The sequence below is a fragment of the Microbispora sp. NPDC049125 genome, assembly GCF_040802045.1.
Classification (GTDB): domain Bacteria; phylum Actinomycetota; class Actinomycetes; order Streptosporangiales; family Streptosporangiaceae; genus Microbispora.
In genome coordinates this window covers 45,982-69,055 of record NZ_JBEZDW010000037.1, presented here as the reverse complement: position 1 = coordinate 69,055, position 23,074 = coordinate 45,982, and the positions used below count along the sequence as shown (strand labels likewise).

Here is a 23,074-nt window from a genome sequence, read left to right as displayed (position 1 = left end):
CGGACAACCCCACCGGCCGGGCGCGTTGGGAAGGCCGCGTAAGGTCCTCGCTGGGCCCTACGCCCGCACGGGCGGCCGGTCGCACGACCTCGTCCAGTGGGTGGAGCGCGGCCTGACCAACATCCCGGCCCGGCTGAACCTCGACGACCTCACCGACATCGTGCGCGAGCCCGCCCGCGCCGTGCGCCTTCGGTTCGAGGACGGCCTGGCGGAGGCGATCGTCGACGACGCGCTGCGAAGCTCGGCCGTCGGGCAGGGCCTCAAAGCCGTCACGTTCGACGCAGTCACCGGTCCGATCCAAGACGGCGCGGCAGTCCCCATGTCATCACGTGCCGGGGGAAGGCAGCTCAATGACGATACGAGACGGCGAGTGACGGCCGATCCGGGGGTCAGATCGGGGTCAGACGATCAAAAAGCCGGACCTCTGATCTTGGGGTCCGGCCTCTGAACTGCAGAAACGTGGTGGGCGATACTGGGATCGAACCAGTGACTTCTTCGGTGTGACGCAGATTGGCCAGACCGCCGACCTGGATCAAAAGCGGCTCTGGCTCTTCCAGAAGATCCGTCGTGCGTGAGATCAGAGCATCAAGCGCCTCTCCTGGCAGGCCCTTCATCTGAGACAGCGCCGCCACGTGGAGCTCCACGCGGTAGCTCATCGGCGGTCGGCCCAGCCAGGAAAAGCATCGTCCATCGACACGAACTCGTCACGCCGGCCCTCGCGAACCGCTTGCTCGGCACGGGCGAAGTCCGGATTGGACACCGCGGCCGCATGCAGTCGCCACACACGCAACAGCTCGCGGAGGTGCTGGAACCGCCATACCTCGTGCGCCGCGTCCAACGCGCTGTGGTACGCGCTGAGGAACTGCTCGTGCCACCGCTCCGGCAGCACACGCAAGATCTCCGCAGGGCCGTCATCGGCGTGATACACCGGCTCGGCTGTCATGCCATCAGGCTACCGCCGCGGCCTGGGGCACCCCGAATGTTCCGCCGAATCGATCAGCTCACGTCGTCCGGCAGACTGTCGGCATGCGCAAGGACGATCACGTACCTGCGGACGTCGAGGCCCTCCTCTTCGATCGCGATTCACAGATCCGCGCTTCCCGGGACGAACTGGTAGGCCGTGAGAGCGCCTGGGCAGGTGGGGCTGCGGCCGTGGAAGGGTACCTGCGCCGGGTCGTCGCCGATCTCAATCGAGTTCCCGAACTGGTCGTGGAGCACGCGGAGTTCGGACACTACGGCTCCGGCTACGCGTCGTTCGTGGACGTCTTCTTGACCCGGCGTAACGGGTCCGCTCGTCGCGTCGATCCAGACGGCCACACGACGGTTGAAGGATTGTCAGTGGCGTTGTGCCGCCTCGCCCCGATCGCATGCATCCTGTCGCCCGGCGAGCGCTCCCATCACCCCGACGGTCACGGGTACCACTCCATGCCAGGCCTCGACGCCGTCACCGAAATGCCGATCCCCGGATGGGAGAAGGGCTGCGAACAGATCTCCCAGGTCCTGGATCGACACCGCATCACCCTCGTCGGCCCTCGTCTCCTCAGCCGACCCGCCTTGCCCCACCTGAGGATCGACACGAACCTCGCCGACGGACCGCCCCACTCGATCTTCGACGTCTGGTTCCACTGGACGGACTGACGACGCAACCGATCCATAGAACACCGGAACAGTAGCCACCCAGACGAAAGCCTTCTGAAGGGGGCGAACGCGTCACCCACCACGAGGTCGCGGTCGATATCGTGCCCTGACCGCGCTCGCACCCAAGCAGCCTGTGGCGAACGCGGGCCCCGGGATTGAGTAGGCCCGTACTCATGCGCGGCCTGACTCCGGCATCCACAGTCGTGGCATGAACGAGGCATCCCCCGATGTGGCTTCGGCCAAGCGATCGATACAGGCCATCCGGGCCGCTCGCCTGTTCGACGGCGACGAGACCGTCGTCGACGGCGACCCCACGGTGATCGTCGAAGACGGCCGCATCGTGTCCGTGCGGCACGACGGCGCCGTCCCCTCCGGTGCCGAGCTGGTCGACCTGGGCGACGCCACGCTGCTACCCGGGCTGATCGACGCCCACGTGCATCTCGCGTTCGACGCGGGCGCCGACCCCGTCGGCACGCTGGCCGCACTCGACGACGCCCAGGTCCTCGAGGGCATGCGGGCGGCGGCCCGCACCGCGCTGGCCGCCGGGGTCACCACGGTGCGCGACCTGGGCGACCGCGGCTACCTCGGGCTGCGGTTACGCGAGGAGTTCGCCCACGCCCCCGCAGCGGGCCCGCACCTGCTCACGGCCGGGCCGCCGATCACTGTCACCCGCGGCCACTGCTGGTACCTCGGTGGCGAGGCCGACGGCGTCGAGGGTGTGCGCGAGGCCGTCCGCGCTCACGCCGAGCGGGGAGTGGACGTCATCAAGATCATGGCGAGTGGCGGCGAGCTCACTCCCGGCACCCGTTCCCATCTCTCCCAGTACGGAGTCGACGAGTTGCGCGCGGCCGTGGCCGAGGCCCACCGGCTTGGCCTGCCGATAACCGCGCACGCTCACGCTGGCCAGGCGGTCGCGGACGCGGTGGAGGCCGGCGTCGACTCCGTCGAGCACTGCTCGTTCTTCACCGAGGACGGCGTCGAGGCCAGACCGGAGATCATCGAGACGATCGCCCGCTCTGGAGTCGTCGTGTCGGCGACGCTCGGGGTGATCCCCGGAGGTGCGGTACCGCCGCGGATCGCCGCCAGGATGGCCGCGTTGACCGACCTGTTCGGACAGATGAGGCAGGCCGGGGTCACCATCGTCTGCGGCACCGACGCCGGGATCGGCCCGCCGAAGCCGCACGACGTGCTGCCGCACGCGGTCGGCATGCTGGTCCGGATGCTCGGCTGGCCGCCGGCGGACGCCCTGCGGGCGGTCACCTCGCTCCCTGCCCGGCTGTGCCGCGTCGGCCATCGCAAGGGACGCCTCGCGCCCGGCATGGACGCCGACATCCTCGCGGTGGCCGGCGACCCCCTGGCCGACCCGGCCGCGCTGCTCGACGTGCGGGCGGTGTTCCGGCTCGGTCACCGCGTCCGCTGAGGCTCCAGCAGGGCGGCGAGCGAGGTCGGCTGATCGGAAGCTCGCGCCCAACCGCCCGTCCATCCCCTCTGCCGTCGACCCCTATGCCGGCCGAGTCACTGGCTGCGGGGGCAGGTCCACGTGACCCCACGTGATGACCCGCCGGGAAGTGCGGAAGTACCCCAAGAGTCAGAAAACCGGACGGTGCCAGTGCCGGACGAGCTGCTGGAGCCGATGTCGATGCCGCGGCAGGGCCGGCAGACGTGGGACGTGGAGTGCACCTGTCCGAGGGTGAACGCGGACGCAGGATCACTCCCAGGCCGGGGGCCGTGCCCGGGGCTGCTGTTCACCACCCGGAGGGCGGGATGCTCCGGGACAGCCTGTGGCGGACCCGGGTCTGTTACCCAGCAGTGGAGCGGGCCCGGATCTGCGGCCGGCGGGCGGCCATCGACTCCGCCGCCGTGGAGCGCTGGTGCCGCCGGGGACGTGTGGTGAGGAGTTCTGCGACGACCCCGCACACCAAATCCCCCGCCACTCGCCTCACGTGATGCGGCACACCGCCGCCTCGTGTTGGTCCAGGCCGGGGTGTGCTGTTCGTGGTCCAGGACCTGCTCGGGCATGAGGACCACCGGACGACGCAGAGGTACGCCCACCATGCGCCGAGCGCGCACGACGCGGTGCGTCCGGCGTGGAGCGACCGCGATCACGCACGTAAAACGCACGGGCAACGGAAAAGCCCGGCAGCTTCGCGGCTGTCCGGGCTCTGACCTGGGGTGATGATGGTGGGCGATACTGGGATCGAACCAGTGACTTCTTCGGTGTGAAGCAAATCCGGTGAGTCGATCCAGGTCGCGCTGAGTCGAACGGGGATGCTTTCACCTGCACGAATACCTTCAAAGGGTCGAGGCGGATCCGTGGAAGCCGGGATGCATTGGCTCCCCACATTGGCTCCCGGCCGGATACCCAGTCGATCACACGAACCCCGCCTCCAAGACGGGGCAGGCGGGGTTGTCGCACTCAAGAAGAACCTCAGGAGCTGGCGAGCCACGAAGATGCACTGAACCTAATTGGTACCCTCGTAAATCTGGGTGATCTCCGCCGTACTCTTGGGCCACCTGGGCTGACTCCTCGCGAGCACCGGCAGGTGCAGCGAGGCCGGGTCTCAACCCCGCAGGAGCCGTACGAGGCGGAGCCCCGCGAGCACGCCCATCGCCAGATGCCCCGTGACGAGCGCGATCTGGAACACCCTCTCGGCCGCGGAGAGATCGGCGACGTAGCCGCCGTCATAGAACCCGGAGATGAAAGCGAGGACACCGGCGATCATGAGCAGGATGGCGGCCGGGATGGCGACGCCCCGATGCCGCCGGGTCACGGCGAAGACGAGGATCACTTGAGCGATCATCATCGGGATCGGCGCCGACAGCCGGGCCTGCGGGCCGAGGGCGTCGAGGAGGGTGGGGCTCAGCCCAGCCTGCAGTGATATCAGGGCGCCCACCACGTCCATGACGAGCAGGAGGCCGACGACGACGGCGATGGCGAGCGCGAACGGACGTCCGGCCGGCGCGGACGTGGACTGAAGGGCCGGGGACGGTGCGGATGACATGTGATCTCCTCGAAATCGGATTCGGGTGCCGGTAGAACACGGCCGGGGCCCGCGGGCACGGACGGTCTGGGCCAGGAGGCCGGCCGTCCGTCTCGCGGTCGCCGCCGGGGCGGGTCCCTGTACGGGGTGGTCCGGTGCGGCGACTCTCCGAGCATGCGCGCCGGGACGATCGGGCGTCGTGAGGCGCCGGTCCCGACAGAGAAGGGACATCTCGTCCCGTGACGCCGGGACTTCCAGGTGACACCATCGCCTTCGTGTTGGACAGAACGGCCTGGCGCGTCGTCATGCCGGGGAGCGCGTTGGTGCTCCTGGTGGCGGCGGCCCTCGCCATCGAGCCCCGTCTGCGGCACCTCGGCGTGACGGGGATCGTCGAGCGCTTCGACGCCTTCCGATGCGTGGCGGGGCTGGCGTTCGGCCTGCCCGGCGTGCTCGTGGTGGCGCAGCGGCCGGCGAGCCCGGTCGGCCGGCTGATGGTCGTCGTCGGAGTGGCCCAGGCGGCGGGCGTGGCCCTCGGGGCGTACGGCCTGCTGGGCATCAACGACGGCGGGCTGCCCGGCGACGACTGGGCGATGTGGGTGTCGAACTGGATCTGGGTGCCGGCCTACCTCGCAGTCCCGACCGTCCTGTTGCTGATCTTCCCCGACGGGCGGCTTCCCTCACGGCGGTGGCGGCTGGCACTGGTGGCCGCGATCACCGGGATCGCGGTGGGAACGCTCGACTGGATCTTGCAGCCGGTGACCCTCCTGGGCGAGGTCGGCCGGATGTATCCCCCCGGGTATCGGGGAGTGTTCGCGCAGCTGACCGGGGTCCCCCCGGTGGTCCGCACGGTCGGGACGGTGTGCTCGCTCATCGCCGTGGCGGCCGCCCTCTGCTCGCTGGCGGTGCGCTACCGGCGATCCGACGAGGAGATGCGCCGCCGGTTGCAATGGGTGTTGGCCGGGGCACTGCTCACCGTGAGCATGCTCGGCCTTGCCCTGATGGTCCCCTGGGGAAGCGTGATCGCCGCCCTGGCCTGCGTGCCGCTGCCGGCGGGGGTGGCCGTCTCCGTCGTGGCCCACCGCCTGTGGGATCTCGACCTCCTGCTCTCCCGCGCGCTCGCCTTCGGAGCCGTGAGCGTGCTCCTGCTGGCGACGTACGCGCTGGCCGTGTTCGCACTGGGCGGCGTCCTGGGAGCAGGGGGGGCGGCGGTCGCGGTGGCGCTCGCGGTGCACCCCCTGTACCTGAGGGCGACCGCGCTGGCGAACCGTCTCGTGTACGGCGAGCGGGACGACCCGGCGGCGGCGCTGCGCATGCTCGGCGCGCGACTGTCGGACGCCGGCGCCCCGGGGGACCTCCTGGAGCGGATGGCCGCCGAAGTCGGCCGCGCCCTGCGGGTGCACTACGTGGCCGTCGAGGAGTCGGGGGCGATCGTGGCCCGCTGGGGGAGTCCCGGGGACGCCGTCGAACGCGTCCCCCTGCACCACCAGGGCCGGGACGTCGGCACGCTCGTGATCGGCGAGCGGCTCCGCCCTAAGGACCGCACGTCGCTGGCGGAGCTGGCACCCCATGTGGCGGTGGCCGTCCACGCCCACCGCCTCCAGGCCGATCTCAAGCGTTCGCACGCGCGGCTGCTCGCCGCCCGGCAGGAAGAACGTGACAGGCTGCTCTATGAGCTGCACGACGGGGTCGGTCCCACCCTCGCGGCCCTCGCCCTGCAGCTCTACCGCGGGCGCAGGCTGGTCGACACCGATCCGGAGGAGGCCAAGCAGATCATGGACGACCTGGCCGGCCGGATCCGCGGCACCGTCGGCAGCGTCCGCGCTATCGTCAACGATCTGCGACCGCCCCCGCTGGACGATCTCGGGCTCGCCGGCGCGCTCGCCGAGCTGGGCGAGGGCTTCTCGGGCCACCTCGCCGTCGAGATGGAGATTTCGCCCGATCTGCCCGCGCTGCCCGCGCAAGTCGAGCTGGCCACCTACCGGATCGCCGCCGAGGCGCTGACCAACGCCGTACGGCACGCCCAGGCCTCCCGCTGCACGCTGCGCCTGCGTGCCCGCCAAACCCTCGAACTGCTCATCGACGACGACGGTGTCGGCGTCTCCTCGTCCGTCAGGCACGGGTTCGGCCTGACTTCGATGCGGCGCAGGTCGGAGGAGCTCAACGGCACCTTCGAACTTCGCACCGGCGAAGGGAACGGCACCCATCTGGTCGTACGGCTTCCCCTGGTGGTCTCGTGATCCGGGTGATGCTGGTCGAGGACCACCCGGTGTTCGCCGACGGGCTCGTGGCGCTGTTCCGCGACCTGCCCGAGGTGGAGGTCGTGGGCGTGGCTGGCAGCGGAGAGGTCGCCCTCGACCTGATCGAGCGGCACACCCCGGATGTGGTCCTGATGGACCTGCACCTGCCCGGGATCAGCGGCGTGGAGGCCACCTCTCGCATCAAGGCCCGCCACCCCGGCGTGGCGGTGCTGGCCCTGACCATGCTGTCGGACGACGACACCATCCTCGCGGCGATTCGGGCGGGCGCGCGCGGTTATCTCCTCAAGGAGGCACCGCCGGCCGAGATCATCCGATCGCTCCAAGCGGTCGCGGCCGGCCAGGTCGTCTTCGGCTCCTCCGCGGGGAGCCGCGTGCTGGCCGCCCTGGCCACCGAGACGGTGCGCCCCCACCCCCTGCCCGAGCTGACCGATCGGGAGCGGGAGGTCCTCGACCTAGTCGCCGCCGGGCTCACCAACCACGCCATCGCGCAGCGCCTGTTCCTCAGCGAGAAGACCATCCGCAACCACGTGTCCAACATCTTCGCCAAACTCGGCGTCTCCGACCGCTCGGCCGCGGTCGTCCGCGCCCGTGACGCCGGCCTCGGCATCTGAAGGGGTTCGATCTTGATGAGATGATCGGATTTGGTGGCGATCGTTCATGGGACGACGTGGAGTCGAGCCTGAATCGCCCCGGCTTCGGTGGAGACCTCAGGGGTTGATTCCAGCGGGTTCGCTGGGTGGTGTTGAGCGTAGTAGAGGGCTTCGTGCTCGTCCGGTGGGATGGTGCCGATGGAGGAGTGCAGGCGGGTGGTGTTGAACCACTCGACCCATTCGGCGGTGGCCAGTTCCACCTCGGCCAGGCTGCGCCACGGCCCGCGGGGTTTGATCAGTTCGGTCTTGTGCACTTCGAGGCGGGCGCGCGCGCCCGCACCGGGTCGGGCATCGGGTAAGTCCGCCTGAGGTGGCTCCCCGTTTGGCTCCCCACGACCCTCAAGATCGAAAAAGGGGCTCCGGAGACTCTCCGAAACCCCTGCTCACCTGCAGCTACTCTGTGGGCGATACTGGGATCGAACCAGTGACTTCTTCGGTGTGAAGCACATTGGCGAGATCGTCGGCCTGGCAGGAGGGGGCCGGTGACCTGGCCTGACTATCCACGGACGTCCGTACTGTTTCACGGGCGTCCGTGGTCGTTGTCACTCAGTTCGTCACTCACGCGGAGAACCTGGTGGCGGTGACTGACGTTGCCGCTACATCTCGCTGAGCGTGCGTGTGGACGGCTCCGCAGCCAACTGCAGGGAGTCATCCTCCTCAGTCACCTACGCGCTTGCTCCGGACAGCTCTGCCAAGCGGATCAGCCGTTACTCTCTCCCGCTTCGCGCTGACGGTACCTGCCGTGTACGAATTGGAGCGGTCGACGCGACGCCATCCCCACGCTAGGAGGAATCTCGACTGCCTCCCTGGGTATGGCAGACACCTGGCTGTCCCGGCAGCAAGCCGATGAAAGCACGGGCATAGGCCGCGCCAGGTCCGATGACAATCTTCGAAGCACAGTGAGCGTGACACCGAGGCTGCTACCAATGGCAGTTATAGTCCTTCCGCGATCGCGGCGCCGGTCTCCTCGGCGGTCAGATAGGGACGGACGTCGTGGGCACGCGACCCGTTGTGCACGAGCAGGTCGGTGAGGTCACCGCCGAAGAACGGGCCCAGCCACTTGGACAGCGCGACCACGTCTCCCCGGTCTGCGATGTTGGTCCATCTGACGACCGAAGCGGGCCATGCTCCCCGGCCGTCCGACGGCGGCGGTTCCAGCCGGTCGAACACCAGGCCGCGGATGCCGAGAGGCGAGCCCAGCGTCACGAGTGTGACATTGCGAGCGGCGGCGTTCTCGTGCAGGGCCTCGTAGGCGACGACGGAGCCGAGTGAGTGCGCCACCACGACCCGCGTCCGATCGGTGATCGCGTCGTTCACCCGGGCACGGGCCTGGACACGGATGCCGCGGTCGCCGAGATAGAGGCGGGTCTGACGAGCGCTGAAGATCAGCAGGTGCTCGGCGATCCCGGAGAAGAACGCTGAGTGGCTCAGCGCGTTGAGCGCTCGCTGGACGATGTCCGGAGTCCGCATCCGGGTGGGGTCACCAGGTCCGGGGACTGCCGGTTCGAGGGCCGCGGCGGTCTCCCACCAGGTGAGCAGGAGCTCTCGTTCGTCCTCGGTCACATCCGAGGAGTCGAGAGTTGGGGCTCCGACGGCTCGGGTGCCACGCTTCCGGAACAGGTCACCGTAGAAGCCCATGGCGACATCGCGCCGGTCGATCGGCTCGCGTCCCGCTCTGGCGAGCCCGTCCAGCAATGCCGGATACCAGCTTTCCTGAAGTGTGTGGGAGCCCTTGATCTGCTGGCCGATCCCGTGCACCAGGACGATCCTGCTCATGACCTTTCCTTAGAGTCGCGGGTGGCCGTCATGTCGAGGTCCAACGCCAGCATGCCCATCTGGGTGGCGACGAACACGCGCCCGTCGGGTCCCATCACCATCTCCAGAACGCTCGCCCCGACGTCCACCTCAGCCAGTAAGCACTGGCCGGCGAGATCCCAGGCGCGTAGCAGACCGAGGCTGTCAGCGATGGCCGCGACGGGCATCCCTGAGATCACCGCGCACGACATCGACACGATGGGACCATCGTGCTTTATGAACGGGAAGTCGAGACGTGCTCCGGTTTCCGGATCCCAGAGCAGAGTGATTCCGTCCCGGTCCCCGCTGAGCAATACATCGCGGTCTCCAACCCGCCCGGCCGCCAGTGCGTCGACGGCGAAGACATGCCCGGTGAGTGGATTGCCGACGGGCTCGCCGGATGCCAGCTTCCAGATGCGGACGGTACCGTCATCGCCTCCGGATACGATCAAGGGAACCGGGCGCTCCATCACGGTGAGCGCCCGTACTCCGCCCCTGTGCCCGGTCATGGCAGGCGCGACGCGGGCGACGGTCACCACATCCCAGGTGTAGATGGTCCCTCCGCTGTCCCCGGTGACGGCGATCAGCTGATCGCTGAGTTGCCCTGTCCACAGGACGTTCACGTAGTCGAGGTGGCCGGTGAACACCCCCGTCCGCTCACGTAAAGACAGATCGAACACGTGAACCTTTTCTGTGCTCGTCAGCACCGCGAGCTGGAATCGCATCCCGGTGAGGAGGCTCATCCGCCTGCCCCAGCCGGTGAGTAAGTGCGGCGCGACCTGATCGCCCGTATCGGCGTCGTGCATGCGGAGGGCGAAGTCGCCACCCAAGCTGACGACCACCCGCTTCCCAGCCACCCAGCCCACGTCCAGGCTCATCACCAAGGACTCCCGCCCGCTGAGGGGCTCGTCAACGGGGCACGAGTTCATGATGTCCCACACGCGAACCGTGGATGTGGTCGTCACGATGGCGACCGGCCCATCCAACAACGCGCCTATGGCCACACTCTCGATATCTCCACTTCCGGCGTGGAAAGCCGCCCCGAAAGGCACTCCCGTGTCGAGATCCCAGAAGACCACGGTACTGAAAGACGCCACTGCCGCGATCACGCGCCCGTCGTGTTCGCAGAGCCATCCAGCGTTCGCTCCGTCGTGGTCGATGAACTCGGCGCCGACCTGAGCTCCGGTGGACACGTCACGGGCTATGACCGCGTCATCGTGCCGTACGGTGAGCGCGAGGGCACGGCCCCGGGCGAACCCGATTCCGATGAGCTCGTATCGAGGAGGCCAGTCCTCCGGCACCAGCGACGCCAACTGTTCGGGCACCGCCCGAGGGCCCGCGATCCGCCACAGGTACGCACAGGCCTGCGACGAGGCGACCAGGATCGTCAGTCCACCATCCCCCTCTCCGGCCACGACGATGTGTTCCACGTCTCCAAGATGCCCCTCCAGCGGAGGCCCGACCGGTTCGCCGGCGCCGATGTCCCAGACGCGAACGGTGCCGTCGTCGCTGCCGCTGACGATGACGTTCACATCCCCGAGGCGGCCCAGGGCCACCGCGCTGATCGTGTTGGTGTGCCCGCGCAACGGCTCCCCCAGGGGCGTGCCGGTGGCGGCGTTCCAGAGCAGAATCGTGCCGTCGGTCCCCCCGGTCGCCGCGACCATCCGGTCGTCCACCTCGCCGACCGCGACGACGCCCACAGGCCCGGTATGGCCTTCCAGCGGAGGGGCCAGCTCCCGTCGCGTCCGGATGTCCCACAGGCGTGCCGTCCAGTCGTCGCTTCCGGTGATGGCGACGTGACGGCCATTGAGCACTCCCACTCCGGACGAGCGCACGACTCCGTTGTGGCCGGACGAAGGCCGGTCCGCCGTGAGATCCCAAATGCGGGCCGATCCATCGTGGCCGGAGGTGACGGCAACCGGGCGATCATGACGCACGTCGAGCGCGGCTCCGGTCAGCTGGCTACTGTGACCGGAGAGCCCGTGCCCCCGCTGCCGTCTGCTTCGCAGGTCCCACAGCCGCGCGTTGTTGCGCCCGCAGGTGAGCGCGACAGGCCTGCCGTCGATCACGCCGAGCGCGATGGTGTTGACACCCCCGTAGCGCCAGTCGACGTGGGCAGCGATGGGCTCGCCCATCTGTTGACGAGCGGCCAGATCCCACACGTTAACGTGTCCTAGAGTGTCTCCGCTGAGCGCCACGATCCGCCCGTCAAGCTCGCCGATCGCGACCGCGGTCACCGTGCCGGAGTGGCCGCTCAGCTCCTCGGCGGACGGGTGGGCCATGTCGTCGAGATCCCAAGCATGAACCCGCCGGTCAGCACCACCGGTGACGGCGATGGGGCGCCCGTCCAGCAGGCTCAGGGCGACGGCGTGCACCGCTCCGCGGTGTGCGGTCAGCGGCGGGCCGATCTGCCGCCGGCTCTCCAGGTCCCACAGCCGCGCCGTTCCGTCGTCGCTGCCGGTGAGGGCGACGAACCTGTCCCCGATCGTCGCCATCGCCACGGCTCCGACGGAATTGGTGTGACCACGTAGCGCCGGGCCGAGCTCCGTGGCCGCCGACAGATCCCATACGTGCACGGCCCCGTCGATGTCAGCGGTCAGCGCCACCGTATAGTCAGCGAGATCGCCGACCGTGATGGCCTGGACCGACTTGTGCCCGCTGAGAGGCTTGCCGATCTGCTGCTGCGTGGTCAGGTCCCAGATCCTGGCGGTGCCGTCCGCGCTCCCGGTGACGACGATGGGCCGCTCGTCCAGATCGCCGACCGCGACCGAGAGCACATCGGAGGTATGTCCTCTCAGCTGCCGGTGCGCGCCTGTGGCCGACCACCAGGCCCACCGGGCGGAGATCGGAAGGGGCACGCCGAGCGCGCCTGCGCTGACGGCCAGCTCGTCGGCCCCGCACCGGCGTGCCGACAGTTGCAGTTCCGCCGCCCGCATCTCCAGCGGGCGCTCGCCGGTGAGCTGGTGGGCGATCTGCTCGTAGGCACTGCGGATGTTCTGCGCCTGGAGGTTCCCCTCGACAGTGGGCATGGCCCGCAGCATCGCCAGACGGTCGGAGGCCAGCAGGAAGCCCGCATCCGCGATCAGGTGGTGGAGCCTTTCCGCCGCCGCCGCATGGGTGGGCAGATGGCCGCGGATGTACGGGTGGGCCCCGAACCAGTCGCGCCGACCCGCCACTTTCGGGACGGCGTCCACGAGCCCGTCCACGATCAGCGACTGGATCTCCTGCTGCCTGCCGGAGCTGACCCGCAGGTGCTCAGCGAGGGACTGATGGTAGAGGCGGTAGACGGAGCGTCCGCCGTCCACCACCTCGGCAATGTACGCGGAGGCGGCGGTGAGGGTCTCCGCCACGTCGGCGTCGGAGCATTCCACACCGGACAGCCGGGTGGCCAGCAGGGTCCAGATCTGACCGCGGGGCATCCCCTGTCCCTCCGCGAAGGCCAGCGGCACGAGGACGCGGCGGACCCGTGCCTCGTCGGCCTCGAAGCGGGCGAGGAAGTCGTCGAACGCCTCCCCGATCTCGCTCGGCAGCTCCTCTGTCCAGCCGGGCCTAGTCACATCCACCGCCGCCGGCTGCCGCCGCAGTGATCGCGCGGTCATTCTGGCCACCAGGAAGACCCCCGCGGCCCGGCGCGCCACGCCGTCGCCCACCACGCGGGCCAGTTCGGGATGCGCCCGGTAGGGGGTGGGAACGTCTGGCTCATCGCTCGCCAGCAGCACACGGCGGACATAACCGGCCACGTCGTGGTCGTCCCGATAGGCCGCACTGTCGAGGTCGAGGACGACGAGCCCGGCTCCCAGGCTCGGGACCAGCTCCCGGCGTGTGCCGATCAGCAGACGCACCTCGTGGATCTCCGAGAGCGGCCGGAGGAACTCCCTGGCGATCCGCCGGGGCTCCCCTCGACCACCCGAGTCCGCCAGCGTGCCCGACCCGGCCTCGTCCAGCGCGTCCACGACAATGACGACCGGCGGAGCGTTCCGATCCCGGCGGCTGAACTCCTGCAGCAGGGTGGCCGGGGAGTCGGTCTCGATACCCACCGCCGGGGCGATCTTCGCGACGATCTCCTCCAGTCGCTTGTGCCGGGCGTGCACGGCGACCGTGACCAGGTTCTCCGGCACGATCGTGGCGGGATCGGCGTCCCTTAAATTGAGCCTCGTACGGTAAACGGGATCGGACAACGCGACGATCCGGCCCAGGACTGCGGACTTGCCGCAGCCCGGGTTGCCGGTGACCACACGTCCTCTGCCGTCGCCCTGTCGCGCGGTCAGCCAGGAGACCAGGCCGGTGAGCACCTTCTCGCGCCCGCTGAAGTACAGCCCCTGTTCCGACTCGAACTCCACGCCCCGGGAGCGCGGGCCGAAGTGTTCGAGGATGTCGCGGGCGGCGACCCTATGCTGGATCTCCAGGTCGGTACCCAGGGCGGGGAGGTCCTCGCGGTAGTTCTCGTTCGGCAGGAAGGGGGCGAGCCCCGAGACCAGGCCGCTGGCGAGCTCCGCCCGCTGTCCGAGCCGTTCTCCGGCGAATACGTCGTTGATCGCCTTCAGCAGCTCGGTGAGGTCCAGGTAACGCTGCCGCTGCCCGGTGCGTTCCGCCGCCGATGCCAGGGCTGAGCCGAACGCCGCCGCGAAAGCGCCGTCGACCGCCTCGTCCTTGCTCCTGGCGGAGGCGAGGAACCACAGGCCGGATGAGGCCGTGCCGGTGTGCTGCCGTGCGATCGACTGCAGCGCGGTCATCATGGCGTCGGCGCTGCCCGCGCCGCCCATGCAGCAGTCCAGTATGACGAGGAGGTGCCGCAGCCCGGTCCTCCTGTTGCACAGCACGCGTATGAGATCTTCCGTGGGCAGGCCCGTGGCGGCCAGGTCGTCGACCCTGGTGTCCCAGCAGAGCAGGTGGTGGCGGTCGTACGGTTCGGCGATCCCGTGGCCCGCGAAGTAGACGACCACAATGTCGTTCTCGCTGAGCCCGACGTCATCGGACCAGTGACTCAGCGTCTGTTTCACCTGGGCCGCGCTGGTGTACTGCCCGAGCCCCGGCAGCACCGCCTGGTAGCCGATGTCCTCGAACCGGTCCCGCATAATGGTGAGGTCCGAGGAGACCCACAGGAGTTGTTCGTCGTCCTCCAGATGGAGATAGCGGCCCGTTCCCAATCCGATGAAGAACCGGCGTCCGAGATCCTGGCCCAAGACGGTCGCCCACCTGTCTGACAGCGTATGAGGACAGTACTCAGACAAAATAATGGCGATCAAACTGGTCTGTAACGTTATGTTGCGGATTGCTACCAGCCGGATGATGCGGGATGGCTCTCATCGCGTCGGCGCGAGAACGTCTGGAGAAATCGACACGGCTCCACCGTGAGGTTGGGTTCCTTCCCCAGCGTCGCCGCCAACTTGTCCAGGCTGGTCTACATAACTGTCGGGGAGGGGCGCCGCGACGAGGCGCCGAAACCTTTTGGGCTGGCTCGATCCCCGAAACTACGCGCGCCTACGGCATGCTGCGCCACGTCCGGGAGGCGCAGGCCACGCTGTAAACGACTGGCTTTCCGCCGTTAGCTAGTGCTGCGACTGGAGGACGGTGCGCTCACCAAGAGTTCTCGAACCTGGGGTACGTCACGGTATGGCTTTAGCCGTTCGAGGACGATAGCCACTCGGCGAGCGGTGCGGTCGCTGGCTACGTCTGCCGACAGGTCGAGCAGGCGGGCGGCCGTGCATGCGGCTTCCTCGGGCTCGTTGGCGTCCGCGAGCGCCACGGCGAGCCAGGACAGGTACAGCGCGACCTCACGGGTGTGGGTGGCGTCGTACCGGCTCAGGACCTCGGTCAGCAGGGGGACGGCGCGGAGTGGACGGCGTAGTTCGGTGTACGCGCGGGCTTCCATGATTTGGAGCTCGTTCGCGTCCACCCAGTAGAGATAGCCCGGCTCGTCCTCTCCGCCATGGTCGGCGAGTGCGGCCTCGGCTGCGCCAAGGGCGTGTATCGCTTCCTGCGCCCGGCCTGCTCTGGTGTGCGCCCAGGCCAGTCGATCCCATGCCAGCGCTCGCGCTCGTGCTGGTGCGGACGGCCCGGCTACCTCGACGGCGGCACGGGCAAGCTCCGTCCCCTCGTGCGGATCACCGACATTGGTGACCTGATAGGCCAGGGATCCGATGAGGTTGGACTCAAGGGTTCGGTCTCCGGCCTCGTGGGCCGCCCTAATACCGAGACGGTACGTGCGAGCTGCCTTGTCATGTTCGCCCGCGTCACTGGCGACCCATCCCGCGATCTGGGCAAACTCACCGATGATCGCCAGAAGGGAACGGCCTACGGCCTCGGTGTAGGTGCTGTGCCGGTAGGTGCGCACGGCCGCGTCCAACTCTCGGAACGCAGGCCGGATCAGGTCCTTCCCGGCGATCACGTCGTCGGCAAGCCGCACACCGTGGACGCGTGCGGCCAGATCCTCGACCGTGCTTTCGCCCAACCGCCGCCCCTTCCGGCCGGCGGACGGGGTGAACGGGTCTGGCTCGCGCAACAGAGCGTGCAGGATCTCAGCCGGTGTGCGCCCCTGAGGCAACCGCGGATTGCCGAACAGCTCGTCCTCGCTGATGTCGAAGGCCCGGCTGTACAGGACGCGGTAGGGATCCTTGGGCTGGTGCCTACCCGCCTCCCAGTCCTTGATCATGCGGACCAAGGATTCCCGTTCCGGGAAGCGGTCGCGGGTGCGGGCGTCGGCGGCCTCGGCAAGGTGCTTGGCCATGTCGCGCTGGGTCCACAGCCGTTCCCGTCGCTCGGCACGCAGCCGTGCGGCCCAGCCGGGTAGATCGCGCATCGCGTACACCTCGGGGGAGACAAGGGGGCCCGCTCGTCTCCCCCAGTCTCCCTTACTCGCACTGTCAGCGGGTGTATCTGCGGCGATGTGATGGACGTGACGCCCAAGAACAGCGGGACCCGCAGGCGATCTCAGCGCCGTACGGGTCCCTGAACCGCACACTGGAGGTGCGATCTGTGGCTCACCTTAAGACCATTGCGCGACAGCCAGAAAAAGAACGGCGAGGGCATGGCGCCGCCCGCCACGCAGCGGGTCGGCCTTGGACGCGCGTCTACCGCCGGTACTGGGATGCCGAGAAACGGATGGCCGCCGCCCGGCTCGATGAGGCCGAACCCGCTTGGGCTGTCTCCTATGGCCTGGGCAGTCGTCGGTTCTACGCCATCGCCGCCTGGCCGGTGCCTGTTCCGCTGGTCCTGGACGCCTTCAGCCTCGACGATCTGCGCGACTTGATGCGCGAGGCCGAGCTGACCGCCGCCACCTCAAGGCGCGTACGCACGTCCGGGGAGGCGCTGGCGTGACGGCGCTCCAGGTCGGCGAACAGCTCGCGGCGGAGCTGGCACGGCACAACGTGCCCAGCTACGTCTACCCGCTGGGGGAGCGCTGGGTGGCCGTGTCGGTCTGGCGTGGCCTGATCGCTCGCACGAACGGCGGAATCATCTGGTGGACGGCTCCGCATCCGAGCCGACGCGGGCATGCCCTGGTGACCTACGGCCTCGCCCCGTCGAGTGCGGCCAAGCGGATCAGTGGTCACTATCTCCTGGTGCGGGCTCGTGATCCTGAGCCGTCCGTGTACCTGGATGACCTTCGCCCGTCCGAGAGTCGCGGCCCTCGGCACGCGCGCATGATCGGCGGGCCTGCCTGAGACCGGGCGCGGCGGCATGATGACCTCTTCTCCGGGTTGAGGAGGTTGCCCCCGTATCGTGCCGCCGCGCCCTTTCCGGGGCTACGGCCCTGGCCCAGTCCTCCCCCTGCCCCGATAGCTGCCGAACCCAGTGGCCCGACCGAGGGGTCAATGCCGTCTTCGCGTGTCCGTCCGCCAGCGTCGTACACCGCAGCCCGCACCCAACGGGAACAGACGGCGTTGACGCCGACCGAGGGCCACGGACAATGAGGCAGCGGGGGCAGGGGGAGATACGGTGCTCAACCCTCCTGCCGCGTGCGGAGTGGAGCGGCCGGCGCAACGCCGTAGGCGCCCGAAGGGCCGCGGAGCGGTTGGGCCGGCGGCGGGGCGGTGGGCGACGGCGCGTGTGTGGTCGACGGGTTCGGTCGGTACGGCGTGGCGCTGGTTGCGGCGGGGCGGCCCGAGCCGCCGACGTCCGGGACCGGCCGGAGAGCCGCACGCCCGGACGGCGGGCGGGCGTGGGGCCGCCAGCGGCGGCGCGGAGCGCCGTCGCCTTGAACCAGTAAAGAAACTCTGAGCCACCTACACCCGCAATGCGGCCAGTCCTCCCGGTTCGGCCGAGTCGTGGTCGCTGACGGACGCGGTCTCGAAGCGGTCGCCGGGGGCTTCGATCTCGGTGAACTCCAGTGGGCGGCCGTGTTGGCTGAGCATGACCCGGCGAACGACCAGCAGGGGCGTTCCGACCGGCTCCATGGCGAGATCTTCGTAGGTCTCGCCGTAGGGCATGCGGGCGTGGACGGAGGTGGTCCAGCGCAGCGGCCCGTGCTCACGCTCCAGGTGGGCGTAGTAGTCCTCGGGCTCGACGTGGGATTCGATCTCTCGGCCTGAGTCTTCGCCTGTGATCGTCGCGACCTGGTCGGCGAGCACGTACGAGGCCAGATGGATTCGGGCGCGGGTCTTGGTGTGCTGCCAATAGGCGTAGCGATAGACGACCATGGTGCCTCGCCGTACGGCCAAGATGTCGGCTCGGCTGCCCTCGGCGGTCATGAACAGCGCCGAGTTCGGCATGACCTTGCTCTGGGCGCGTTCGGCTTCGCTGGGGACGGTGACGTGTTCCCACCATTGCTTCGCGGGGTCATAGGCCGGGCTCAACAGGTCCTCATGGTCGGACCAGCCGGTGAGGATCAGCCGGCGGTCCGGGGTCGGGCGGACGAATGTGCCGCGACCGTGGGCGACGGTCAGCAGTCCTTCTCCGGCGAGTTGGGCGATGGCCTTGCGGATGGTCGGCCGGGAGGTGGCGTACTCGGCGGCGAGGAATGCCTCTCCTGGTAGGGCCTGGCCGGGTTGGTAGTGGTCTTCCAGCACGTCGCTGCGCAGGAGGTCGGCGATGATCCGCCAGCGGGCGGCCTCCTTCTCTTCGGCCATGTGTCGTTGTCCCTTCTTCTCGTCGCTGATGTCTTTACAAGAGGTAGCACGTGTTGGCTAACATGTCTATGTGGATGAAGACGTAGCACGTCTTGGACTACATGTCGGCGACGAGGTAAGGAGGTCAACGATGAACAAGGAGGCAAACCCGGCGTCCACCAACGGACCGGACGCCCACCCCGAATGGCTCACCGACATGGTCCGGGTCCTCAACGACCCCGGCTATGAGCGGTGGCGCTCCATGGTGGCGGCAACCGGCGGTTGCTCCCACCCCGTGCACCTGGCCGGTGAATCGCACGTGATCGACGCGGCGACCGGCGAGGCTCTGCACTCCTACCGCACGGCCAACGAACCGTCCGGGCACCTGCTGATCGCGTGCGGGAACCGCCGCGCGTCGGTCTGCCCCGCATGCTCGGAGGTCTACCGAGCCGACACCTACCAACTCATCCGGGCGGGCCTGTCCGGCGGCAAGGGCGTGCCGGAACAGGTCAGCGAACACCCACGCGTGTTCGCCACCCTCACCGCGCCGTCCTTCGGGCCGGTCCACACAGTGCGCGAACGCAACGGCAAGACGCTGCGCTGCCGCCCCCGCAAGAACGCAGGCACCTGCCCCCACGGGAACCCAATGGGCTGCCCGGAGGTCCACAACACGGGCGACCAGCTACTCGGGCAGCCCATCTGCCCACAGTGCTACGACTACCCGGGCGCGGTGCTCTGGCAGGCGCATGCGGGCCTGCTGTGGCACCGGTTCACCCTCGGCCTGCGCCGGGAGATGGCCAAGCTCGCCGGGATCAGCCGCACCTCCTTTACCCGGCAGGTCCGGCTGTCGTTCGCCAAGGTGGCCGAATATCAACGCCGCGGCCTGGTCCACTTCCACACCGTGATCCGGCTCGACGGCCCGCAGGGCCCAGCCGAGAGGCCGCCCATGTGGGCGACCACCGACCTGCTCAGCGAGGCGATCCCGCTGGCCGTCCGCGCGGTCCAGATCACCACGCCACCCAGCGCGATCGGCACCCGCCTGCTCAGCTGGGGTGACCAGCTCGACATTCGCCCCATCCTCCTGTCCCGAGACCTGGACGGCCTCAGCGAGGAAGCAGTGGCGGGCTACATCGCCAAGTACGCCACCAAGGGCGCGGAAGCCTCCGGAACCGTCGATCACCGCCTGTCCTGCGGCACCTGCGGCGGACGGGGCCGTCCGTCTGGGCGAAGCCTGCTGATCACCTGCGCCCACTGCAAGGGGACCGGCCTCAAGCCGGGGCTCGACCTGGAGGCGCTCCCCGTCACCGACCACGCCCGGTACATGATCCGCACCTGCTGGGACCTCGGCGCGCGCCCGGAGTTCGAGGGTCTCCGGCTCCGGCCGTGGGCGCACATGCTCGGCTTCCGGGGTCACTTCTCCAGCAAGAGCCGCCGCTACTCCACCCGCCTCCTCGACCTCCGACAGGCACGCACCGACCACCGCGCCAAGGAGGCACGCGAACGCCACGGGCTCCCCGACCCCGGCGAGGAGACCACACTCGTCCTCGCGCACTGGCGATTCGCCGGCAGCGGCCACACCCCCGGAGAAGCCGTCCTGGCCGAACAACTCCGCCAGCGCATCGAACTCGCCCGAAAGATCGCCGCCCACCGGACGGCCGAATGACCGAACCCGGGAGCGATGACCGGCGGCTCTACCGCGTCACTGACGCGATGCGCCTGCTCAGCCTGAGCCGCAGCGTGATCTACGAGCAGATCCGGACGGGCCGCCTGCGCACCGTCCGCCAGGGCCGTACCCGGCTCATCCCGGCCTCGGCCATCGACGACTACATCTCCCTACTCGAACAGGAGGCCAAAGCATCATGACCACACGACGCAGCCGGGGAGACGGCGGCCTGCACTGGGACGAACAGCGGCAACGCTGGATCGCCTCCGTAACGGTCGGCTACACCCCCGCCGGAAAACGCATCGTCAGGAAGGCCAGCGGCAAGACCAAGACCGAGGCCAAGGAGAAGCTCAAGGAGATCGTGCGCGACCTCGACGACGGGCTGTCTGTCGGCCCGGCCAACTACACCGTCGCGGACGCCGTACAGGACTGGCTGAGGTACGGCCTGCACGGGCGGGACGAGGCCACGGTACAGACCTGCACGTACCTGGCCGACAAGCATGTGATCCTGGCGCTGGGGGCTCGCAAGCTCCGCGAGCTGTCTGCGGAGGACGTAGACCGATGGCTGGCCGACAAGGCGAAAACGCTCAGCACGCGGACCCTTCGAGACATCCGGTCCGTCCTGAAGCGGGCCGTGGACCGCGCGCAGGCACGGGACAAGGTCAAGCGGAACGTGGTCCTGCTGAGCGAGGTCCCCAAGGGCAAGGATGGTCGTCCGTCAAAGTCGCTCACCTTCGACCAGGCGGCGGCCATCCTCGACGCGGCGGAGGGCACGACCATGCACGCGTACATCGTGCTCTCCCTCCTCCTCGGCGCTCGTACGGAGGAGTTGCGGGCGCTCACCTGGTCCCGTGTGGACCTGGACGGCAAGCCGGACGCCACTCCCCCGGTGCCGCCGTCCATCATGGTCTGGCACTCCGTACGGACCGGAGGGGACACGAAGACCCGCAAGTCGCGGCGAACGCTGGCACTGCCCAAGCGGTGCGTGGAGGCGCTGCGGCTCCACCGGGAGAAGCAGGAGAAAGCACGGGAGAAGGCCGGTGACAATTGGCGGGACCTCGATCTCGTCTTCGCCACCCGCAACGGGACGCCCCTGAATGCGGGCAACGTCCGCCGAGCCTTCCGGACCGTTCTCAAGAAGACCGACGTCAACCCCGACGACTGGACGCCTCGCGAGATGCGGCACAGCTTCGTCTCGCTGCTGTCCGACAGCGGTATGCCTCTGGAGAACATCTCCCGGCTCGTCGGGCACGGGACGACGATCGTGACCGAGACCGTCTACCGCAAGCAGCTCCGCCCGGTCCTGCTGGACGGCGCGCAGGCGATGGACGATCTCTTCCCCGTCCGGGAACCGTAGTCACTCAGTTAGTCACTCAGAAGATCAAAAAAGGCCACCCGCGTGGTAGCGGATGGCCTCTGAGCTGCGTGGGCGATACTGGGATCGAACCAGTGACTTCTTCGGTGTGAACGAAGCGCTCTCCCGCTGAGCTAATCGCCCGGGACGGCCGGTGCCCTCAGGCGCCGACGGAGAAAACCATACCGCACCGGAGGGGGTGCTGGCGAAAGCTCGGGCGGACGGCGTGATCGTCCGGCCTTCGTCAACACCTTCGAAAGGTTCGCCAGACAGGGCACGGCGTGGCGGTGTGGTGTCATAGCATCGTGATGCTCCATGCTCGACCCATACGCACCTCCTAAGATCAAATCACCCGCAATGGCTTCGCCACGACGGCGTCGCCGACACGTAAAGCAGAGGTAAAGCTGTGCCTCTTGGTGATGTTTGAGCAGGTAGATGACTAAATGTCAAGCTGTGATGTGCGTTACAGAAGGGCCTGGAGGCGGAATCTCTCCTACGGGTCTGTTCGTTCGTCTCCTAGCAGGAGGACCGGACAGAGCCCGTCCACGCAGTGAAAGCCCCGCGAGGGGACCCGACGACGAAAAGGTTTGGCTGACGATGAACAGCACCACCGTCTCTGCCGAGCTGGGCCTTCGGCTTGTGGTCCCCGACCGTACAACAGTGCCTCTCCTCGCCGGCCTGAGCTATACGGCCGAGGACCCGTACGCCATCCGCATGGCCTTCCACGTCGGCAACGACGAGCCGGTCGAGTGGATCTTCGCCCGTGAGCTGCTGACGGTCGGCATCGTCCGCCGCGTGGGAGACGGGGACGTGCAGGTGTGGCCGGCCCGCTCGGACGGCGAGCGGACGCTCAACATCAGCCTCACGTCGCCCTTCGGCCAGGCCTTGTTCGAGGTGCCTCTGGCCCCGCTGACCGAGTTCCTGCACCGCACCTACGAGCTCGTCCCGGCCGGTCGCGAAACCGACTTCATGGACCTCGACGAGGAGCTCACCAACATGCTCTGGAGCTCATAGCCCGTCGAGGACGCCCCGCATCCGGGTGATCTCGATCTGCTGACCGGACACCACGTCCTGGGCCATCTTCCGCATGGCCCGGTCCCTCCCCCCGCGCAGCTCCTCGCCCGCCATCCGCACGGCACCCTCGTGATGCCTGATCAGCAGGGTGAGGAACAGCCTGTCGAAGGCGCCTCCACGCGCCTCCCTGAGCCGGTTGAGCTCCTCCAGGGTCGCCATGCCGTACCCGCTCGTCTGCCCGTGAGAGTCCGAAGCGGGCGGCCGGCGGCCCAGCGACTCCAGCCACGACTCCATCACCGCGATCTCCGGCCCCTGTCCCGTCGTGACGCGGTCGGCGACGGCCCCCACGAGCCGGTCGGACGTCCGCGCGTGCACCAGCGCCGCCATCTCCAGCGCCTGCCGGTGGTGCGGGATCATCATCTCCGCGAACCGGACGTCGGCGGCGGCCGGCCTGGCCTCCGAGTCTCCGATCCTCCCGCCGGGCTCCGCCGTACGGCCGGGCTCTCCCGGAGCGCCGGGGAGGACGACGGGGGCCTGGGAGCCGGCCACGAGCGGTGTCCGCGCCTCACTCCGTGAGCATCCGGCCGCCAGGACGACGACCGCCAGCGCCCCCATTGCCCGCCCAACTGTTACGAAAGCCGCCCGCACCGGCCGCCTGCCCGACATAGCTTCCATACT

Annotated in this window: 18 protein-coding genes, 1 tRNA gene and 1 pseudogene; 11 read left to right on the top strand and 9 right to left on the bottom strand. The window is 68.8% G+C overall.

Going from position 1 to position 23,074, the window contains the following annotated elements; translation table 11 throughout:
* Nucleotides 1-100: 100 nt before the first annotated feature.
* The gene (locus tag AB0B72_RS32250; protein WP_367743068.1) at nucleotides 101-448 is read left to right on the top strand and encodes a hypothetical protein; all 348 of its coding nucleotides are present in this window, start codon (nucleotides 101-103) and stop codon (nucleotides 446-448) included.
* 204 nt (nucleotides 449-652) lie between these two features.
* Here AB0B72_RS32250 and AB0B72_RS32245 read toward each other — a convergent pair whose 3' ends face one another.
* Nucleotides 653-943 (bottom strand): DUF6247 family protein, encoded by a 291-nt coding sequence (locus tag AB0B72_RS32245; protein WP_367743067.1) that lies wholly within the window; start codon nucleotides 941-943, stop codon nucleotides 653-655.
* A gap of 83 nt (nucleotides 944-1,026) precedes the next feature.
* Between AB0B72_RS32245 and AB0B72_RS32240 the strand changes: the two genes are divergently transcribed.
* Both AB0B72_RS32240 and AB0B72_RS32235 read left to right on the top strand, forming a co-directional pair.
* Entirely contained in the window at nucleotides 1,027-1,638 is a 612-nt protein-coding gene (locus tag AB0B72_RS32240; protein WP_367743066.1) for a hypothetical protein, read from the top strand.
* Nucleotides 1,639-1,846: 208 nt separating this feature from the next.
* Entirely contained in the window at nucleotides 1,847-3,058 is a 1,212-nt protein-coding gene (locus tag AB0B72_RS32235; RefSeq protein ID WP_367743064.1) for an amidohydrolase family protein, read from the top strand.
* A gap of 1,141 nt (nucleotides 3,059-4,199) precedes the next feature.
* Here AB0B72_RS32235 and AB0B72_RS32230 read toward each other — a convergent pair.
* Entirely contained in the window at nucleotides 4,200-4,640 is a 441-nt protein-coding gene (locus tag AB0B72_RS32230; RefSeq protein ID WP_367743062.1) for a hypothetical protein, read from the bottom strand.
* Between the two features lie 254 nt (nucleotides 4,641-4,894).
* Here AB0B72_RS32230 and AB0B72_RS32225 point away from each other — a divergent pair, with 254 nt between their 5' ends.
* Both AB0B72_RS32225 and AB0B72_RS32220 read left to right on the top strand, forming a co-directional pair.
* Nucleotides 4,895-6,856, top strand: coding sequence for a sensor histidine kinase (locus AB0B72_RS32225; protein ID WP_367743059.1), 1,962 nt, complete (start codon nucleotides 4,895-4,897; stop codon nucleotides 6,854-6,856).
* Entirely contained in the window at nucleotides 6,853-7,488 is a 636-nt protein-coding gene (locus AB0B72_RS32220; protein WP_367743057.1) for a response regulator, read from the top strand. Before AB0B72_RS32225 ends, AB0B72_RS32220 begins: the two co-directional genes overlap by 4 nt.
* A gap of 44 nt (nucleotides 7,489-7,532) precedes the next feature.
* On the opposite strand, the pseudogene AB0B72_RS32215 reads toward AB0B72_RS32220, so the two are convergent.
* From AB0B72_RS32215 to AB0B72_RS32200, 4 genes and pseudogenes are all read right to left on the bottom strand, one after another.
* Nucleotides 7,533-7,781: pseudogene (locus AB0B72_RS32215) on the bottom strand (integrase core domain-containing protein); the annotation flags it as partial.
* A 679-nt stretch (nucleotides 7,782-8,460) separates the two neighbouring features.
* Nucleotides 8,461-9,303: a hypothetical protein gene (locus AB0B72_RS32210; protein WP_367743056.1), complete on the bottom strand. Its 843-nt coding sequence runs from the start codon at nucleotides 9,301-9,303 to the stop codon at nucleotides 8,461-8,463.
* A complete protein-coding gene (locus AB0B72_RS32205; RefSeq protein WP_367743055.1) occupies nucleotides 9,300-14,504 on the bottom strand; it encodes an AAA family ATPase in 5,205 nt (1,734 codons plus the stop codon). Before AB0B72_RS32205 ends, AB0B72_RS32210 begins: the two co-directional genes overlap by 4 nt.
* Before the next feature lie 362 nt (nucleotides 14,505-14,866).
* Nucleotides 14,867-16,120: a transcriptional regulator gene (locus tag AB0B72_RS32200; protein WP_367743054.1), complete on the bottom strand. Its 1,254-nt coding sequence runs from the start codon at nucleotides 16,118-16,120 to the stop codon at nucleotides 14,867-14,869.
* Between the two features lie 176 nt (nucleotides 16,121-16,296).
* On the opposite strand from AB0B72_RS32200, the gene AB0B72_RS32195 reads away from it, so the two are divergent.
* Nucleotides 16,297-16,638, top strand: coding sequence for a hypothetical protein (locus AB0B72_RS32195; protein WP_367743053.1), 342 nt, complete (start codon nucleotides 16,297-16,299; stop codon nucleotides 16,636-16,638).
* A complete protein-coding gene (locus AB0B72_RS32190) occupies nucleotides 16,635-16,982 on the top strand; it encodes a hypothetical protein (RefSeq protein WP_367743051.1) in 348 nt (115 codons plus the stop codon). Before AB0B72_RS32195 ends, AB0B72_RS32190 begins: the two co-directional genes overlap by 4 nt.
* 561 nt (nucleotides 16,983-17,543) lie before the next feature.
* Here the strand turns inward: AB0B72_RS32190 and AB0B72_RS32185 are convergent.
* Nucleotides 17,544-18,386 carry a GntR family transcriptional regulator gene (locus tag AB0B72_RS32185; RefSeq protein WP_367743050.1) on the bottom strand — a complete coding sequence of 281 codons (843 nt, stop codon included), beginning with the start codon at nucleotides 18,384-18,386 and terminating at the stop codon, nucleotides 17,544-17,546.
* Nucleotides 18,387-18,516: 130 nt separating this feature from the next.
* Here AB0B72_RS32185 and AB0B72_RS32180 point away from each other — a divergent pair, with 130 nt between their 5' ends.
* The 3 genes from AB0B72_RS32180 to xerC are packed head-to-tail and all read left to right on the top strand — an operon-like array spanning nucleotide 18,517 to nucleotide 21,385.
* Complete coding sequence (locus AB0B72_RS32180) at nucleotides 18,517-20,028, top strand: replication initiator (RefSeq protein WP_367743049.1); 1,512 nt, start codon at nucleotides 18,517-18,519, stop codon at nucleotides 20,026-20,028.
* Nucleotides 20,025-20,228, top strand: coding sequence for a helix-turn-helix domain-containing protein (locus tag AB0B72_RS32175; protein ID WP_367743048.1), 204 nt, complete (start codon nucleotides 20,025-20,027; stop codon nucleotides 20,226-20,228). Before AB0B72_RS32180 ends, AB0B72_RS32175 begins: the two co-directional genes overlap by 4 nt.
* On the top strand, nucleotides 20,225-21,385 hold the full coding sequence (gene xerC, locus AB0B72_RS32170; protein ID WP_367743047.1) for a tyrosine recombinase XerC: 1,161 nt from the start codon (nucleotides 20,225-20,227) through the stop codon (nucleotides 21,383-21,385). Before AB0B72_RS32175 ends, xerC begins: the two co-directional genes overlap by 4 nt.
* A 69-nt stretch (nucleotides 21,386-21,454) precedes the next feature.
* Here xerC and AB0B72_RS32165 read toward each other — a convergent pair.
* Nucleotides 21,455-21,526 (bottom strand) — tRNA-Val (locus AB0B72_RS32165).
* Between the two features lie 453 nt (nucleotides 21,527-21,979).
* Between AB0B72_RS32165 and AB0B72_RS32160 the strand changes: the two genes are divergently transcribed.
* On the top strand, nucleotides 21,980-22,396 hold the full coding sequence (locus AB0B72_RS32160) for an SsgA family sporulation/cell division regulator (protein WP_036329836.1): 417 nt from the start codon (nucleotides 21,980-21,982) through the stop codon (nucleotides 22,394-22,396).
* Here the strand turns inward: AB0B72_RS32160 and AB0B72_RS32155 are convergent.
* On the bottom strand, nucleotides 22,391-23,011 hold the full coding sequence (locus AB0B72_RS32155; protein WP_367743046.1) for a DUF305 domain-containing protein: 621 nt from the start codon (nucleotides 23,009-23,011) through the stop codon (nucleotides 22,391-22,393). The two genes, AB0B72_RS32160 and AB0B72_RS32155, sit on opposite strands and share 6 nt — an antisense overlap.
* Nucleotides 23,012-23,074 lie beyond the last annotated feature (63 nt).